The organism is Lacipirellula parvula (assembly GCF_009177095.1).
GTDB lineage: Bacteria > Planctomycetota > Planctomycetia > Pirellulales > Lacipirellulaceae > Lacipirellula > Lacipirellula parvula.
This window is the reverse complement of sequence record NZ_AP021861.1, coordinates 1,182,993-1,200,672: the sequence shown is the minus strand read 5'-3', so window position 1 is coordinate 1,200,672 and position 17,680 is coordinate 1,182,993. Positions and strand designations below refer to the sequence as shown.

Sequence of the window (17,680 nt, the reverse complement as noted above, 5' to 3'; positions counted from 1 at the left end):
GCGCCGATCGCGCTACTGAACGAGTTTGATCGCCAAATCGCGCAGTTGCCGGGCGTCGACGGTCCCCGGGGCGTCGGTCATCAGATCCGACGCCTTTTGCGTTTTCGGGAACGCAATGCAGTCGCGGATGCTTTCCAGGCGGCCGAACAGCATGATCCAGCGGTCGACGCCGAGGGCGATGCCGCCGTGCGGCGGGGCGCCGTATTGCAAGGCGTCGAGCAGGAAGCCGAACCGCTCCTGTTGCGTCGCATCGTCGATGCCGAGGAGCGCGAAGACCTTCGACTGCACCTCCGAGTCGTGAATACGAATCGTGCCGCCGCCCGCCTCGCTGCCGTTGATCACCAGGTCGTACGCCTTCGCCCGCATCTTGCCGGGGTCGGTATCGAGCAGCGCGACATGCTCGTCGAGCGGCGCCGTGAACGGGTGATGCATCGCGGCCCAGTGGCCCGACTCTTCGTCCTTGGCGAACATCGGGAACTCGATGACCCACGAAAAGTTCATCGCCTGCGGATCGTACAGCTTCATCTCACGGCCGACCTTGGTCCGCAGGGCGTGCAGCACCTTGCAGGTCGCTTCCCAGTTGTCGGCCGAGAACAGGACGAGGTCGCCCGGCTTCGAGCCAAGCCGCGCAGCAAACTGTGCGAGCAGTTCCGGCGAGAAGAACTTAGCGATCGTCGAGTTCAGCTTGCCGTCTTCCTCGCACTTGAACCAGGCGAGGCCCTTGGCGCCAAAGCCCTTCACGAATTCGGTGAGCCCGTCGATGCCGCGGCGGGAGTAAAACTCGCCACCCTTGGGGACGTTGATCGCGCGGACCTTGCCGCCGCCGTCGACGACCGCTTTGAAGACGCCGAATTCGCTCTGCGGGGCGAGGTCGGTTAGGTCAACGATCTCGCAGCCGAACCGCAGGTCAGGCGCGTCGTGGCCAAACCGCTCCATCGCTTCGTCGTAGCGCAAACGGGGCAACGGCAGCGGCACGTCGATGCCGAGCTCTTCCTTGGCCAGCTTCGCGACGAGGCCGTCGATGATGCCGATGACGTCATCGCTGTCGACGAACGACATTTCAACGTCGAGCTGCGTGAACTCCGGCTGACGATCGGCCCGCAAGTCTTCGTCGCGGAAGCAGCGGGCGACCTGCACGTAGCGGTCGTAGCCGGCGATCATCAGAATCTGCTTGTAGAGCTGCGGCGACTGCGGCAGAGCGTAGAAATGCCCATGATGCACGCGGCTCGGCACGAGGTAGTCGCGGGCGCCCTCCGGCGTGCTGCGACCGAGGCAGGGGGTTTCGACGTCGAGGAAATGATGGTCGGCGAAGTAGTCGCGCATCCCCTTCACCATGCGGTCGCGCATGATGAGCACCTTTTGCAGTTCCGGACGACGCAGGTCGAGGTAGCGGTGCTTGAGCCGCAGGTCTTCGCCCGGCAGGTCTTGGGCGTGGGCGTTCGGCGACACGGGCGGCGTGAGGCTCTTATTGAGAATCTCCAGGGCCGTTGCCCGCAGCTCGATCTTGCCGGTCGACAGCTTCGGGTTAGCCATGCCTTCCGGCCGAACGGCGACAACGCCAGTGACCTTCAGCACGTACTCGGCTCGCACGGTCTTGCTCAGGTCGATCACTCCCTGGGCCGTGTCGGGCGGGTTGAACACCACCTGCGTCAGGCCGTAGCGGTCGCGGAGGTCGACAAACAGCCCGCCGCCATGGTCGCGGTAGGAGTCGACCCAGCCGCACAAAGTGACGACTTGCCCGACGTTCAGTTCGCCTAATTCGCCGCAGGTGTGAGTCCGTAGCACGCGCGTAACCTCGAAAACCAGTGAAAGGGCAGGGGCCGCCCCGAGAAACCCTCCTCCCCGCCGGGCTGCCCTGTAGGGGAGCCTGCGGGGCCGGGGGAAGTTCGCAATTCTAGTTGCCGGCGGTAGCAGCGCAAAGGCGAACGAGGCGGCGGGGGCGGAAAGGGGCCGTTTTGGGGCGGTTCTGGGCTGTGGGAGCAGCTTTTTGAAGACAGATTTCACGCAAAGGCGCGAAGGCGCTAAGAAGATGAAGCGCAAGAAAGAGCGGCCGCTTTCAGTATTTCCTTTGCGCCATCGCGCCTTTGCGTGAGATCTTCCCCGCCCCCAAACCTATCGCGACCGAATCACCAGCACCCAATCCTCCGCGTCAGAGTCCAGCGCCGGTTTCGCCACCACGGCCAGGCCTTGGTCGTTCGGGGCGAGCGTCCCCAGGTCGATCTGCTGGCCGCTGACGGGATCGAACACGAACGCCGTATGGGTCGCTTTCGGAGGTAACGAGCGAATCTCGATGGGCCGCGATTCGGGGACGTAGATCACGCGGACCTTGCCCTCGATGCCAGTCGCATATGGCCCGTAGGTCGCCGGTTGCGTGAACGCTCCCCACGGCGCGTCGCCGTAGGCAGCAAGTTCGGCCACTGATCGCCACAGCGAGTCGTCGAAATCGGCTGCCGTCCACGCGGAGTTTTCACCGCTCAGCTCCTGCGCACTGCGCCAAGATTCGTCCGACTTCACAACAATCTTTTGGCCATCAGCGAGTTCAATCTCCAAGCAGGCCATCAGCCCGGCAGGATTTGCCGTCACTTGGCTCGCGAGATTCTCCCCCTCAACAGCCAGCACGTTGCGGCCTGGCTTCACGGCTGAGGTGACGTCGACCGGCGCCGGCGAGCGCCAATCGCTCGTCGCGGCGACCTGCCGGCCGTTGAGCGACGCAACGCCGCGGTCATCGACCGCCAGCCACAGCGTCGCGCGTTTGATCGCAGCATCCGCCGGCAACTTGAATGCCTTGCGGAAGTAGCGCTTAGCGAGCGGCGCATCGACCTGCGGTTCGCCCTCGTGGAACCAAATCCACTCGCCCCACTGCGACGGCTGAAGCGATAGCGAGTTTGCGTAACCAACTGAATCATGCGCCGGTTCGAACTTCCACCACTCGAACTGTTCGAACAATTTTTTGCCAAGCCCGACCTGCGTCGAGCCGGGCAGCCGCATCGCTTCGTTCCACGGAATCGTACCGTAGCCGGTGCCCCCCGCGGGATGCTGCGGCGACGGGCCATGCGGATCGCCCGGCCGATTGCACTGCCAAATGCCGTTGGCCCCGTAGGTGTGGCCCGCGGCGCCGTTGGTCATGCAAAGCCAAAACATTTGCCGCGTCCAGCGCGTCGGCAGCGAGCCGTTGATCATCTCGTACGCCGCCTCGCCGTCGATCACCGGCATCGTCGGGGCCGCGGCATACGACTCCCGCACTTTGCCGACCGTCGTATCGACCGCGTCGCGCTGCCCGTGCGGCGTTTGCAGCAAGTCGAAGTCGAGCAAGTTCACGTCGTCGGTAGCGTATCGGCCCGACCAGCCGAAACCGGTCGGGTGGATTGTCAGCAGGCGATGATACGGATCGGTTTCGCGAATGTAGCGAAGGACCTCGGTCCATTCGGTCACCTGCTCGCGGTCGTCGAATGGAAACCCCGGCGCCAAGTACCACGGCAGATTCGCCTCGCCAGCCGCGCACCAGACGACCGGCATCGCTCCGTAGCGGGCAATGAGATATCGCCAGTGCTGCTTCGCCCGTTCGACGCCCATGAACTCGATGTGATAGCCCCACATGCCGACCATGCACGGGACGAAGCCGCGCTCCAGCAAGTCGTTAATCTTCTGGTCGGCCTCGTCGTAATACTCGGGACGCATCGCCGCGTAGTCTTTCTCCCACGCGAATCCGCCGCCGTTGGCGCTTCGCGGATCGAACGGATGCGAATCGGGCGGCGGGCCCATAACGATTTGCACGACGTTGAACCCCTTGGCCCGGCGATCATCGGCGAGCGTCCGCGCTTCGTCACGCTGCATCCGCCCGCTCAGCCCCATCCACCACGTATCGGCCAGCCAGAAGAAGGGCGTGCCGTCGGCGTGTTCGAGCGTCCGACGATCGGTGGCGGCACGCAGCGGGCCATGAATGTAGAGCGGGTTGTCGCCGGCGTACGGCGCGATGGCGATTTCGCGCGCGACGCCGTGCAGCCCCTTGTCACTCTCTTGGTTGCATTCGGTTCGCACACGATGCGTGCCGACGATCGGCGACGAGTACCGCCCCCGCCATTCGTTCCCGCCGGCCCAGTAGGCGGGCAGCCGTTTTGTGCCGCCTTGCGGATCGGTGACGATCAGATCGAGCGTCACGTCATTGAACGGATCGGCGTACGTCTGCTCGGCGGTGAAAGTGACTTCGATGACGCCATTGGCATAGCCAGCCGCCACGATCTCTGCCGATGCGGAGGCACACTGAACCAAACAGAAGAGGAGAGCGAAACCGGTTCGCAACACATGCGCGATCGCCATGACGAATGCCTATCAAGAGGAGCGGGCGTTCTGATCACGCCAATGAATACGGAGCCTTGATTCTAGCCCGTATTCACTCTGCGCCTTGGCGCCTCTGCGTGAGACTTTTACGAACGGAGCCAAGCCCCCAGCCGCCGCATGCCCTCGCTCGAGGAAATCGCCGGGGCGTAGCCAAAATCTCGCCGCGCCGCCGATAGATCGAACCAGTGCGAAGTCGCCAACTGAGCCGCCAAAAAACGCGTCATCGTCGGCTCGCCGCTGAGCGACAGTAGGCGGTAAACATTCTCGAGCACCAGCCCCGCACGCTCGGCATTCCGCCGCGAGATCGTCTTCCGAACCGGCGGCACATCGACGAGCGCCAAAATCTCGTCGATCCAGTCCCAGCAGTTCACTGGCTCGTTCTGGCTGAGAAAATACGCCTTTCCCGCCGCGGGCGACGATGCATCAAGCAGAGCATCAGCTGCCTGCAGATGAGCGACGGCGGCGTTCTCGACGTAGATCGTGTCGACTCGATTCTTGCCGTCGCCGACGCGCCGCAACCGGCCGGCGCGGGCCCGCGCGATCAACCGCGGGATGAGGTGGTTGTCACGTGGCCCCCAAATAAGATGCGGCCGCAAGGCGCACGTGCGCAACCGAGCATCGTTGGCGGCAAGAACCGCTTGCTCGGCGATCGCCTTACTGCGCGAGTAGTGAGCGCGATGGGCGATCATCCAATCAAAATCGTACGGCGCCTGTTCATCGACGCCGCACTGGTCGACGCCGGCGAACGTGACGCTTGGGCTGCTGGTGTAAACGAGCCTCGCAACGCCATGCTCACGGCAAGCGGCGATGACGTGCTCCGTCCCGCGGATGTTCGCTTGCTCGTAGGGGCGCCACTGCATCGCGATCCCGGGCAGGGCCGCAACGTGGTAGACAACCTCGACGCCCTGACACGCTCGCAGCACGGCGTCGCGATCAGCAATGTCGCCGCGAACGACCTCAACGCCTGAAGCTTCAAGGTCCGGATAACTGCCGCGGCCGAAACTGCGGACTTGCTCGCCGCGCGCGACGAGCTGCTCGACGATGTATCGCCCCAAGAATCCGCCGCCGCCGGTAACAAGGACTTTCATGGACTGGTCACCTGCTCCGCTCGTTCAACGCTTGTTCTGCAAAAGCGGCCAACTGCTCGCGATTGATTTTTGAGTTGTGACGCACGTCGACAGGAAACGGGCTGTACGGCAGGAAGTGCCGGATCTCGCGAGTAGGAGCGAATCGCTCCGCAACCTTCCGCAGCTGTTCGACGAGCTGCGGATGATCGACGGCGGCGTCCCGCGGTTCGTAAACGACGGCCGGCATTTTCGCACCGCACGGGCCGATGCCGACGAGCGCCGTGCGTGTTGCTTCAGGCAGTTCATTGAACACCGCCTCGCAGCATTCGGTGTAGAGCGTTCCCGCTGCCGTTTCGACGCGATGCGATTTCCGCCCGCAGTACCAAAAACGGCCAACGTCATCGAGATACCCAACATCGCCGATGCGATGCCAAACGGTTTCGCCGTCCGCGATTTTAGAAGCAGCGTTATATTCCCTAGCCCCGGGCTCCGCCCGGGGGTGATTCTCCGCAACGTTTGGCGCAACGTCGCTCGCCAACGCCGCGCGACCCCCTGGCGGAGCCAGGGGCTGCAAAGCGATCACATACGCTGGCGAGACCTGTAAGCCGCGAACGATTAGCTCGCCGATTTCGCCGGCGGGAAGTTCTTCAGCGTCGCCAATCGTGGCGATCGGCTCGTCGCTGATCCGAATCACCCGCCATTCGATCGTCTCGAACTTCCGCCCCACGCAGACGCCGGCGCCGTTGCGCGTCCGCTCCGCCGTTTCGCCCAGCACCTCGGCCGCTTCGATGGTCGCCACCGGCAAACTCTCCGTCGCCCCGTAAGGCGTATGCATGCGGGCCTCGGGATGCACCATCGCGAGCGTCCGCTCGAGCGCGGCCGCCGGCACCGGAGCGCCGCACGAAAAAACGTTCCGCAGGGTCGGGATCCGCTCGCGCGTCGCCTCGCAGTGGCGGCTCAGCCGATCCCACACGGCAGGCGAGGCGAAGGCTTGTGATACTTGCCAATCGTTCGCAGCCGCGAGCAATTGCTGCGGATCCGCCGAAGCAGGCCGCGAGAAATCCATCCGCGGGAAGACCGTCGTCACGCCCATCGCCGAGTTGAAGAGCCCAAACAACGCAAAACACGCGAGATCGGCGCCGCCGGGGACGATGCCGTACTGCCGTTCGATCTCGCTCGCCTGCGTGTCGAACATCTCGTGCGTGTACAGCACGCCCTTCGGCGGCCCGGTGCTGCCAGAAGTAAAAATGATCGCCGCGGCGTCGGCGGCGTGCGTCTCGGGCAGCGTCGTTTGCAAGTGGCGGCCGCGCTCCAGCACTTGTCGGTAGGTTGCGCCTCCCCAAAACCAACGCCGGCCGACCGTCACGTTGAGCTTTGCGTGAGGGAACCGCCGTCGCAGTACGCTGCGCACAGCCTGCGCCGGGCTAATCGCAATGAACCCATCGGGCTCTGCGGCGGCAAGGCAGTTCACCAAGTGCTTCCGCCCCATGCCGGGGTCGACGAGCACCGCGACGGCGCCAGTGCGGAGCAGGGCGAACACGAGTTTCACGAACTCGATCCCCGGCTTCACCAGCAGCACGAACCGCTGGCCCGGGCGGACGCCGAGATCGACCAAGCCGCGTGCGAGAGCGAGCGAGTCGGCCTCAAGCTCGCCAAACGTGCAGGTCGCGTAGGAGTTCTTCCCCGCGACATCGCCGCTCCCCGGCGTGGCAATCGCCACGGCGTCCGCCATCCGCGCAGCGATCCGCGTCAGACGATCGGCGACGTTCGTTCGGATAGTGGGCGCAGCAACTGTCATCGCCCTATTGTGCCCGACCGGCCACGATCAGGTAAGGCGGAGGAGGTTGAACGGGTGCCACTGGCATCTTGCCAGTGCTGAAGTGCCCAAACAGCGTGGTTGCCGTTTGACTAACAAGCGGCCGCCAACATCAGACTGCTTTCTCCTGGTGGAGATGGCAGCCGTGTCCTCACTTCGCACTGGCGACACGCCAGTGGCACACCGGTAGAGCTATTGAACGAGCTCCAACACTCTCGCCGCCACGTCGACGCCGGTCACCTCGCCAAGCGCCTTCCACCCCGGCACCGCATTCACCTCGATCACGTACAGCCGGCCATCGCGGGCCGGCAGCAAATCGACTCCTGCAACGGTCGCCCCGACGGCCGCCGCGGCTCGGCGCGCGAGTTGTGCCAGTTCCACCGTCACCTCGAGCGGGGCAGGGCGGGCGCCGAGGCTGATGTTCGTCCGCCAGTCGTCGGGATTCACTCGCTTCATCCCCAGCACCTCGTCGCCGACGACAAGCAGCCGCCAGTCGACGCCATCGTGCGGGATAAACTTTTGGACGTAAAGCACGGCGCCGATCTGCTCCAGCGACATGAACACGCGGCGAGCAATCGCAGCGTCGCTCACCCGCGTGATGCCGCGGCCCTCGCCCCCGAAGAGGGGTTTTACGACCGCGTCGCCGCCAAGGGTTTCGAACGCCGCCAGCCCATCGGCAGCGGTCTGGCAGACGATCGTCGGCGGCACGAGCAGCCCCGCGGCTTGCAGCTTCGCGGTCGCCAGGTACTTGTCGACCGCCGCTTCGATCGCTCGCGCTGAGTTCACGACCCGCACGCCGCTCGCCTCAAGTCGCCCCAGCGCATCCATCCGAAAGACGACCTGCTCCAAACTCCCCGGCGGCATCGAACGGACGAGCACGCCATCGAACTCTGAGAGTCGCGCGTCGCCAGAGCTGACGCCGAGCGTCGCACCGATCACTTGCGACGCGAGCGATTTGTAGGAGATCGCCGTCAGCTCGCATCGTGCGCCAGCCGCGCGCTGCAGATCGCGGAAGTACCAACTGTCGCGGGCAGCGAGCACGGCAATGTTCATCGGCGCGATTATTGAATCGGAAGAGATTATAGGTGGATGGAAATCGGGTGCCACTGGCATCTTGCCAGTGAGAATCGCCGAGCGTGTCTCCACTTCAACACTGGCAGGATGCCAGTGGCACCCCGCGTTTAGACATCAATCAAACAATGCCAAACGACTTCGCCACCACCGCGTCGTCGAACTTGCCGAACCGAAAACTGTTGCCCGTGTCGAGATTCACGAGCGTCACCACCGCCGGGCTGAACAGATGCGGATCGATCTGGTAGAAGTCGTGATTGTAGCTCGCAAAGATCTCGGCAAACGGTCGGCCGTAATCTTTCGAGGCGGAACTCGGCGTCCGGGCGCCGATCTCGCGGAGCGATTCGTCGTCGCCGCGCACATACAGCACCGCGTGGCCGCCGTAGAGGATCGCATCGTTCGTGCGACCGATCGCCGCCATGTCATCCTTCGCCGGCGGCGGCAGCGGGGCCGAGCCCCAGCCGCTGACGACGCGGTGCAGATCGAACTTGAGTTCGTGCAACTTGTGGAGCGCCGTCTCGACGCTGCGGGCCACCACTTGCAACGTACCGGCCATGCTCCGCGTCGGGGCGACCAGCAGCGTGAGGGCCGACGGCTCGACGCCGCACTTCGCCGCGACGTCGCGGCAGACTTCGTCGTTCGGCAGCTTGCCGCTCTCCAACACGCCGACGCAGTGCGAGGCCGCTTCGTGATATTTGAGATCCTCGAACAACGGCTCACGCGCTGCCGCGGCTCGCATCGGCCCCGAGCCCATCGCAAAAAACTTCTCGCCCTTCACTTCCCAGCCGGCGTATTGCGACGCCATGCAGGCGAGCAGCGGATGATCGGTCTGCACCTGCGCCACCGGCCCCAGGCCGTTCGTCCCGGGCGTCAGGCTGACAGTTGCGAGGTCGGCCAGGCAAAGTCGCGCGAGCAATAGCCCCGCATCCAGTCCGCCGGTCGCCTTCACGCCGCAGTCGACGACCATAGCGCCCGAATCTTGCAGGTGCAATTCGACGCGCAACAACTCGGCGTCATCAGCCAACGTACGACACAGTGAAGCGGCGCGGTGATTGAGGTTCACGGGAGCAGTTCAGGCAGGAGGATTTTTAACCACGAAATAGACGAAAAGCACGAAATAGAGAGCTGCCATCTTAACCAGACGATCGCCCGCGAATTACGCGAATGAACGCCAATGGTTGGCAGCTGGCGCCGTGCGATCGTCAGTGAAGTAGCTCAATGAGCTTAATTGGCGGAGTTGGCTGAGGGCAAGAACTCAATTCGCGTTCATTCGCGTAATTGGCGGGCCGCTTTTGCCATTATTTCGTCTGTTTCGTGCTTTTCGTGGTTCAACCGTCCCCGTATTTCCAACTACCGCTTGAGCTTATTGAGATCAATCGCCTTGCCGATTTTCGCCACGTCGACCTGCAGCGGCACCTCGCCGCCCCCCATCACCGAGGCGAGCTGCGTCACCATCTGCTGGTTCTCGCCGAGGGCCGCCATCAGTTCTTGCTGAGCCTTGTCGCGTTCAGCCTGCAATTTGGCGAGTTGCTCGTCGACCTCGCCCTGCACCTTCGCCATGATCCGATCCTTACGATCGGTGAGGTACTTCTTCACCGCTCCGCTCACGCCCGCGGCCAGCTGCGGCCCCACGTTCGATTCGATGCGAATCGACGGCCGTTTGAGCGTTCCCGCCAGTTCGATCTTCGCTTCGAGCCGATCGACCCCGCTGAGCGATTCCTGAATCACCGCGGCAATCCGGTCGTCGCGCAGTGCGGGCGTCTGCGCCGCGAGGGTCGACGACTGCTTTAGTTCGATCGTGCCGATCAGTTCGTCGCCATCGAGGCGAACGTCGGCCTTGAGGCTCGCAGCGCCAGGCGCCACGGTGACGGCGAGCTTGTCCGCACGCCCCAACGTCCGATGAGCCAAATTGAGCTGCGGCACATCAATCTTGATTGAGTCGTGCGCCATCTCGCCGCGGCGGTCGAGTTCCACGAGCAGCACGCCGTCGACGGCGCCGCTGCTGTGAATCGCCAACTGCAGCGGCCGCTCGTGGAGTTCCGGCTCCGAGGCGACGTCGCTCAGTAGGCCCGTGAACGCCAGCGGTTGGCCATCAAGCCGAGCTTCGCCGGCGAGTTCGATCCGTTCGAGCAACATCTTCGGCTGCCGCCGGCCCGCGAACACGACGTTAGTCCCACGCGAGCGCGTTGGCGCCGCCACGCGGTTCTTCGGGATGAACTTGCGAACCTGTTCGATCCACCAGGTCGTTTGTTCGAGATACCCGCTCGCGGTTTCGCCGAGCAGGTAGCGATTGAGTTCATCGGGGTCGATACCCGAGAGCTTCAAGTGCTCCTTAATGAACGCCTGGTCCTGCTTGCGAGCCGCGTCGAGCGCGAGGCGATCGGCCTTCGCCTGATCTGGCAACGCTTTGATCTCGGCAAGCGTCGCTTGCAGCTCGGCTTGAGTCTGCGTCAGCTGCTTGCGTAGTTCTTCGACCTGCTGCATGCCGCGGAGCGGGTTCTTCTTCGCATCGCGGAAGGCGGTTTCAATCTGCTTCGCCTTGGCGCGCAAGTCGTCGGCCCGCTTCCGCAGGGCCTGGTACTGCTCGGGCCAGCGGCGTTTTAGCTCTTCCACCACCTGCGGCGTTGCCAGCGAGCCGAGCAGGTCTTGCTCCATCCGGCCGGTGAGATCGTCGAACCAGCCGGCCGCCGTTTCTTGGGCCGCGGTGAATACCGGATCGAGGGCCGACGGTTCCGCGGGCGTCTCAGGCAGGATTTCGAGCGCCCCGGAGGTCGTCCGCTCGCCGTCGAACTTAATGCCGTCGATCCGACCGTTGTGGACGACCACCCGCTTCCGCAGCAGTTGGGCGCCATCAATCTCCAAGCGAACCTGCGAGGATTCGAGCAGGTTCCGCATCGGCTTGCTGGGATTCGCCACAGCGACGCCGTCGACGGTGAGCGTTCCATCGCGCAGCGACGTCGTCAGATCGACGACTTCGACCTTCGCGCCGACGGCAGCTTCGCCCGAAACGACGATCCCCCAGCGAAGCGCCGGGTCGAGCCCATAGCGAACCGCTAGCACGACGGCCGTCGCAATCGCGAGCCGCGGTGCGATGTACTTCCAACGAAAGATGGGCGGCAGCTTCGGGCGTTTGAGCTTCATTATTCGAGCCCCCACTGCGCGCCGATCTCGGCGCCCATCAGCCAGCGGACGAGGCGATAACGCATGAGGTAATGCTGCAACCGCGGCCGCAGGTACGTCGCCGCCACCCGCGAACCGCGGTAGACCGGATAGAAGAGGTAGAGACCGATCAACAGTTGGCCGAGAACGACGGTGTTGTTCAGCCCTGAAAACGGCCCCAGCGGTTTGTCGTAAACAGCGGCAAACATCGCCTGCAGCGTTGGCGACATGAGCAAGTACGAGCCCAGGCAATGGGCAGTGCCGTCGAACCAAGCTCCCAGATACGAGAACATGGCGATGGCGAGGAACCCGGCCGCGCGGTTCACGCGGAACGAGAACAAGAGCATCGCGATGACGATGGCGGTCAGATTCCCCTTCGGCAGCAAGCCAACCATCATCCCCAACGAAAATCCCCATGCCGTTTGGCGCGGCGTGTCGTTGCCGATCAAGGCTTGCGCTAGCATGCGGACAGGCCGCAGGAAGAGCGTGAACATCAAGTGAGCTCGCACGCGCAACGACCCGATCCCGCCGCCGGCGACAGGATCAAAGTTGCAGCGCGTTCGAGAAGGCGTACGAAGAGCGCAACGTTTGCCGGCGTATCCGTAGATATCGGCTGCCGATGCGCGCAGACTGTAGCGACGCGAGGCTGACGTGCTAGCACTAGGGCCTACGGCCCGTCAGTGGTCCGTTGTCAGTGGTCAGTTGCTGAAGAAATGCGCTGGTTTGCCGAGGGAGTTGCCAGCATTTGCCACTGACAACTGACCACGGACAACTGACGCATTTATTTGCCAGCCTTAAACAACTCATGCTCCGGCTTCCCGCCCGACCGCAAGAACGCCGTCAGGTCGAGAATCTCCTCGGCCGTCAGCGTGTTGAGCAGGCCCGTCGGCATCATCGAGACGTCCGACGGGAACTGGTCGTCCAGCTCGTCGCGCTTGATCGTCTCGGTCTTCTTCGGATCGAGCATGTTCGTGCTGACCATCATGGCGTCGTTGTTGATGTTGGAAATACGGCCAACGATCATCCGGCCATTCGTCTCGAACACCATCTGCTGATACTGGTCGGAGATCGTGTGGCTGGGGTCGACGATCGACCGCATGATGTCGGCGGCGCCAAAGCGGCCGCCCAGGCCCGTGAGATCGGGTCCGATCGACGAGCCGGCGCCCGCGACGCGGTGGCAGTTGTAGCAGCCCGCGGCCGAGAACATCTTACGGCCATTCTCGAAGTTGCGCGGCGACTTGTCGTTCGCAACGAGGTCGTTCACTTCCTCCAGCGTCCACTCTTTCACCAGCGGACGGTTCGCCGTGTCGATCGCGATCGTCTGCTGCATGAGCGGCTTCGAGATCCGTTCGGCAATCGGCGGGCGGGCGGCCGCCGGGATGTTGGCGATGTAGCGATCGCGGGCGGAAACGAGATAGCCAAAGAACGAGTGCCCGCCACCGACATGCGCGGCGCGTTCAAACCAATCAAGCAGTCGAATGCGATCGGCCGTCGTCCAACCTTCTTGTGCCGCGGAAAGGCTCACCGCGAAGTCGATCGCATCTTCCGTCGTCGTCGCGTTTTCCATCAACGTCAGCATCCGCGGCACGACGTTCGGCGCGCGGAGCCGAAGCAGCAGGTTCCCCAGGTCGCGGTTCACGAAGTGATCGTCGGCGGGGAAGTAGGGATTGAGCGCCGCGATCAGCTTCTCACGCGACGCCGGTTGGAACGGGTCGAGTCGCATCACGCCGAGCGAGGCGACGCGGAGGTAATCGAGCTTTTGCTGCGTCGAAAGCTCGGGGAACTTGATCGCCGTGAGCGCCCCGACCCACGCCTGCTGCTGGTTGGCGTCAGCAGCGCGGGCGAACGCGGCGAGCGCGTTCAGCTGGGCGTCGACATTCTTTTCAGCCAGCGCTTTGGCACGCCACAGGGAGAAGGGTTGATGCTCCAGCGCCGTGCGGGCGACGTTCTTGATGAAGCGGTCAGAACTGCCGAGATGGGGCCAGATGTCGTTAATCGCCGCAGGCCCGGCTGGCCGGTTTAGCTTCTCGAGAGCCACGCGTATCGCGTGGGCTTCCGGCGCCGGCGGGGCAGGGGCGCCGCTGCCGAAGACCCGCTGCGGATCGTTTTCTGCGACAACTTCCAACTTCGGCGCATCGGCCGGCGCGTCTTTGCCGTCGTACACAATCCGGTAAAGAGCCGATTCGCTCTTCCGTCCGCCGACGGCGAAGTACAACGCCCCATCCTTCGGCAACACGACCATGTCGGTCACGCCCAGCGGCATCGCGTTGGCGAACCGCTCGATCTCGCCAGTGTACGACGAACCAGACGGCGTCAGGTTGACCACATAGATGTTGCCATAACTCCAGTCGGCGGCGAAGAGGGCCTTCTGGTACTTCTCCGGGAACTTTGCCCCCTTGCCAAACACCACACCGGTCGGCGAACCCGGCCCCGCGTCGGCGACGGCGGGTACGGTATCAATGTAGTAGGTCGGCCAGACGCTGTTGCCGGTCCGCCAACCAAAATCGCTGCCGCTCGCCACATGACAGATCCGCGTGGGGCGATACCACGGGGCGCCAATGTCCCACTCCATGTCGGAATCGAACGTGAACAAATCGCCCGCATCGTTGAACGCCAAGTCATAGGCGTTGCGGTAACCAATCGAGAACATCTCCAGGTTCTCGCCGTTGAGGTCCATCTTCGCGAACCAGCCGCCCGGGGCGCGAATCGCCGCGGCATGGCCGTTGGGATCGGTGATGAGCGGCAGCAACTGGTCTTCGCGCCACCGCGCGGGAACTGCCGAGCTGCTAAACAGCGGCGCGCCCGTATGGTTGCCGCAGACGACGTACAAGCTCTTCCCATCGGGCCCGAGCACGATGCCGTGCGGTCCATGTTCGCCGGCGCCTTCGAACACCCGCAACTGCTCGATGCGATCGAACTGGTCGTCGTTGTTCGAGTCAGAGAGCCGATACAACCCCGAACTGAACCCGCCAATGTCGCCGTTCATCACGACGTACAACTTGCCTTCATGGAACAGCAGGCCCTGGGCCATGCCGATTTTCGTTTTGAGCTTCTCGACCTTTGTTTGCGAGGGATCGGCCCCGAGCGGCGACGGCGTGATCCGGTAGAGCGAGCCATGCTGATCGGACGCAATGATCCGCCCCTTGTCGTCTGGGGTCAGCGCCACCCAAGAGCCTTCGGTCTCTGCGGGGACTTCATGCACGAGTTCCGCTTTGAAGCCCGGCGGCAGCTTGATCTTGCCGACGGCCTCCGCTTGAGCGACGCTCGCGCCGGCGAACCAGCTGGCGGCAATCGCGATCGCAATGCTCGAGAAGAGGGCAAGGGGCGAGCGGCGGAAGAGTTCCATGCGTATTGCTCTGCGCGGGAAGTGACGGAAGACGGCCGATGGGACGCGCCCAGGCAGCGGTCGCCAACTGCGATCATATCTGACGGCCTCCGGCCGCGGAAGGAATCGCGGTGGCTCGCCAGCCCTTGTGTTGCGACACCGAGGGAGCGACTGTCCGTTCCCCGTAAGTCATACAATTCACCGCAATATGGCGATTTTTCCTGTTAAGCCGGTTACAGGGTCGCAACTTTTCTATTGTGCGAATGGCTCACGCCGCCGACCCCGATAGAATGACGGCAAGTGGGAGAGGCGCCGCACGAGCCATGACCCATTCTTAAGTGAATTGTCGTCGGCCCCGTTACGCCCCGCTGCTCGTCTATGCCCATTTCTCGAAGTACGTATCGCTGGCCCGCCGTCGGCCTTGGCTTAGCGCTTGCGGTATTCGCAGCCCTGGCAGCCGCCGATTGGTATCGCACGGTCCCTCCCGATGCGCTGGAGCACGCCACGTACGTCGGCCGCGAAAAGTGCATCGCCTGCCATCAAGAGCAGTACGATCTTTGGAAAGGCTCCGACCACGATCGGGCGATGGAGCTCGCCACCGACGAAACGGTGCTCGGCGACTTCAACGACGTCGAGTTCAACCGCTTCGATGAAAAAACCCGCTTCTTCCGCGACGGCAAGAAGTTCATGGTCAACGCCGAAGGCCCCGACGGCCAATACCACGACTACGAGATCAAGTACACGTTCGGCATCCGCCCGCTCCAGCAATACATGGTCGAATTCCCCGACGGCCGCATCCAAGTGCTGCGCGTCTCGTGGGACGTCGATAAGAAGAAGTGGTTTTACGTCGCCCCGACCGACGCCTCGCAGGAACGAATCGAGGCGGGCGATCCGCTCCATTGGACCGGCCTCGCGCAAAATTGGAACACGATGTGCGCCGAGTGCCACTCGACCGACTACCACAAGAACTACGACCTCGCGACGAACACCTACCACTCCAACTTTTTCGAAATCGACGTCAGCTGCGAAGCCTGCCACGGTCCTGGCAGCCTGCACGTTGAACTCGCGAACCGCCGCGGCCTGTTCTGGGACCGCAACGTTCACTACGGTTTGACGAACGAGATGAAGGGCGCCCTCAACACGCGCCAAGTCGAAACCTGCGCTCCCTGCCACTCGCGGCGGTCGATCATTCATCCCGACTACCGCGCCGGCGATTCGTTCCTCGATTACTTCCAGCCGTCGATGCTCGACGCGGGCCTCTACCACGACGACGGGCAGATTCTGGACGAAGTCTACGAGTACGGCTCGTTCACGCAGAGCAAGATGTATCACAAAGGAGTCCGCTGCAGCGATTGCCACGATCCCCACTCGCTCAAGCTGAAGTACGAAGGAAACAAGCTCTGCGCCCAATGCCACGAGCCGGGCAAGTACGACGGCGCCGGCCACAATCATCATCCCAACGCCGCGCCGGGGTCGGCAGAGACGCAGTGCGTCACCTGCCACATGCCCCACTCGACCTACATGGAGATCGACAACCGCCGCGACCACAGCATTCGCGTGCCGCGCCCCGATCTCACCGTGAAGTACGGCACGCCGAACGTTTGCAATCGCTGCCACACGAAGCCGCACGAATCGGCTCAATGGGCGGCCGACCAGATCGTCCAATGGTACGGGCCAAAACGTCCGGACGACCCGCACTATGCCGAGGCGTTCGCCATGGCGCGCCGCGGCGATCCTGCGGGCTTCGAACTGTTGAAGGAAGCGATCGAAAAGCCGGAGAACTCAGAGATCATCCGCGCCACTGCGATCGAACTGCTGCAGAACTACCCGACGGTCGAAAGCGCGAAGATCCGCCGCGACGCGCTCACCGACCCGAACGCGATGGTTCGCGCCGCCGCCGTGCGATCGTTTACCGTCCAGGCGGAGAACCAAGACGACATGGTGACGAAGCTGCTGAGCGAGCTTCGACCGAAGCTCGACGACCGCAGCCGGGCAGTCCGCACCGCAGCGGCCAATCGGATTGTCACCGACGTCGATTCGCTCGAAGACACCCAATTCCGCACCGCACTGGAACAGGCGATCAGCGAGTATCGGGCTGGCCATCAAATCAATCTCGATCGCGCGCCCTCCAACCAAAGCTTGGCGACCCTGGCCATGAGCCTCGGCCAGCCGGAAGCGGCGGTGAAGTCGATGCGCGACGCGATCCGCGTCGAGCCATACCTGAGCCGCGTGCGGGCTCAACTGGCGCAATACCTCGAAACGCTCGCAACCAATCCGGCCCAGGCCGCCATCGCTGCCAAGGTCGGGGCGACGCCCGAAGAGATCAACAAGCTGCGTGAAGAAGAACTTGAACTGCTGAAGCGGGACGAAAAGCTGCTCCCGAAGGACGCTTCGGTCCGGTACGTCCGCGGATTCTTGTTGGTAAAACTGGGCCGGCTCGACGAAGCGCGTGAAGCGTTTATCAAGGCGTGCGAGCTCGCGCCCAACGATTACACCTACTGGGAATGGCTGGCGTCGATCTGCGTCGATCAGAAGCGCTGGGAACAAGCGGCCCTGGCCATTCAACGGATGTCGCAACTCCAGCCGGAAGACGACACCTGGAAGCGGCTGCTGTACCAAGTGAAAGCGGGCGTCGAAGCCGAGGGGGGAACGCTTAGCCTCCAGCGGCCGCCGACTGCCGGTGAAGAGTCTCCCGCAGAGCAACCCGAGGCGACAGACGAAGCGAAGCCCGACGCAACGCCGGCTGCGACGCCTCAGGAGCCGTCAGCCGAACAGCCGGCTGAGCCGAAGGAGGCGCCGACTTCAACGCCAGAACCGAGCCCGCCGGCGACTGGAAACGCTCCGCAGCCGTAAGAGTTGATCCTCAGCGGTTGAAATGCTCGACTAAGGGGCCACTCCCCTGAA

The 17,680-nt window shown here is 63.5% G+C and carries 10 protein-coding genes; 1 reads left to right on the top strand and 9 read right to left on the bottom strand.

Features of this window, described 5'->3' with window-relative positions:
- Window positions 1–12: 12 nt before the first annotated feature.
- The 9 genes from aspS to PLANPX_RS04340 all read right to left on the bottom strand — a co-directional run bounded on the left by aspS (window position 13) and on the right by PLANPX_RS04340 (window position 14,797).
- A complete protein-coding gene (gene aspS / locus PLANPX_RS04380) occupies window positions 13–1,785 on the bottom strand; it encodes an aspartate--tRNA ligase (protein ID WP_152097551.1) in 1,773 nt (590 codons plus the stop codon).
- A gap of 327 nt (window positions 1,786–2,112) precedes the next feature.
- On the bottom strand, window positions 2,113–4,317 hold the full coding sequence (locus tag PLANPX_RS04375; RefSeq protein WP_152097550.1) for a DUF4038 domain-containing protein: 2,205 nt from the start codon (window positions 4,315–4,317) through the stop codon (window positions 2,113–2,115).
- Window positions 4,318–4,424: 107 nt separating this feature from the next.
- Window positions 4,425–5,426 (bottom strand): NAD-dependent epimerase/dehydratase family protein, encoded by a 1,002-nt coding sequence (locus tag PLANPX_RS04370; RefSeq protein ID WP_152097549.1) that lies wholly within the window; start codon window positions 5,424–5,426, stop codon window positions 4,425–4,427.
- A gap of 7 nt (window positions 5,427–5,433) precedes the next feature.
- Entirely contained in the window at window positions 5,434–7,203 is a 1,770-nt protein-coding gene (locus PLANPX_RS04365) for a fatty acid CoA ligase family protein (protein WP_152097548.1), read from the bottom strand.
- A gap of 210 nt (window positions 7,204–7,413) precedes the next feature.
- Window positions 7,414–8,274 carry an ATP-grasp domain-containing protein gene (locus PLANPX_RS04360; RefSeq protein WP_152097547.1) on the bottom strand — a complete coding sequence of 287 codons (861 nt, stop codon included), beginning with the start codon at window positions 8,272–8,274 and terminating at the stop codon, window positions 7,414–7,416.
- Window positions 8,275–8,413: 139 nt separating this feature from the next.
- Window positions 8,414–9,355, bottom strand: coding sequence for a methenyltetrahydromethanopterin cyclohydrolase (gene mch, locus PLANPX_RS04355; protein ID WP_152097546.1), 942 nt, complete (start codon window positions 9,353–9,355; stop codon window positions 8,414–8,416).
- A 287-nt stretch (window positions 9,356–9,642) separates the two neighbouring features.
- Complete coding sequence (locus tag PLANPX_RS04350) at window positions 9,643–11,433, bottom strand: TIGR03545 family protein (RefSeq protein WP_152097545.1); 1,791 nt, start codon at window positions 11,431–11,433, stop codon at window positions 9,643–9,645.
- Window positions 11,433–11,945, bottom strand: coding sequence for a TIGR03546 family protein (locus PLANPX_RS04345; RefSeq protein WP_152097544.1), 513 nt, complete (start codon window positions 11,943–11,945; stop codon window positions 11,433–11,435). Before PLANPX_RS04345 ends, PLANPX_RS04350 begins: the two co-directional genes overlap by 1 nt.
- Window positions 11,946–12,232: 287 nt before the next feature.
- Complete coding sequence (locus PLANPX_RS04340) at window positions 12,233–14,797, bottom strand: c-type cytochrome (RefSeq protein ID WP_152097543.1); 2,565 nt, start codon at window positions 14,795–14,797, stop codon at window positions 12,233–12,235.
- A 357-nt stretch (window positions 14,798–15,154) separates the two neighbouring features.
- Here PLANPX_RS04340 and PLANPX_RS04335 point away from each other — a divergent pair, with 357 nt between their 5' ends.
- On the top strand, window positions 15,155–17,629 hold the full coding sequence (locus tag PLANPX_RS04335) for a tetratricopeptide repeat protein (RefSeq protein ID WP_152097542.1): 2,475 nt from the start codon (window positions 15,155–15,157) through the stop codon (window positions 17,627–17,629).
- The last annotated feature ends 51 nt before the right edge of the window (window positions 17,630–17,680 follow it).

Bases quoted from the DNA above. Each gene is read 5' to 3' on its own strand.
- PLANPX_RS04335 (WP_152097542.1), top strand. From the start codon at position 15,155: ATGCCCATTTCTCGAAGTACGTATCGCTGGCCCGCCGTCGGCCTTGGC.
- PLANPX_RS04375 (WP_152097550.1), bottom strand. From the start codon at position 4,317: ATGGCGATCGCGCATGTGTTGCGAACCGGTTTCGCTCTCCTCTTCTGT.
- PLANPX_RS04340 (WP_152097543.1), bottom strand. From the start codon at position 14,797: ATGGAACTCTTCCGCCGCTCGCCCCTTGCCCTCTTCTCGAGCATTGCG.
- PLANPX_RS04360 (WP_152097547.1), bottom strand. From the start codon at position 8,274: ATGAACATTGCCGTGCTCGCTGCCCGCGACAGTTGGTACTTCCGCGAT.
- PLANPX_RS04350 (WP_152097545.1), bottom strand. From the start codon at position 11,433: ATGAAGCTCAAACGCCCGAAGCTGCCGCCCATCTTTCGTTGGAAGTAC.
- PLANPX_RS04365 (WP_152097548.1), bottom strand. From the start codon at position 7,203: ATGACAGTTGCTGCGCCCACTATCCGAACGAACGTCGCCGATCGTCTG.
- PLANPX_RS04370 (WP_152097549.1), bottom strand. From the start codon at position 5,426: ATGAAAGTCCTTGTTACCGGCGGCGGCGGATTCTTGGGGCGATACATC.
- PLANPX_RS04345 (WP_152097544.1), bottom strand. From the start codon at position 11,945: ATGTTCACGCTCTTCCTGCGGCCTGTCCGCATGCTAGCGCAAGCCTTG.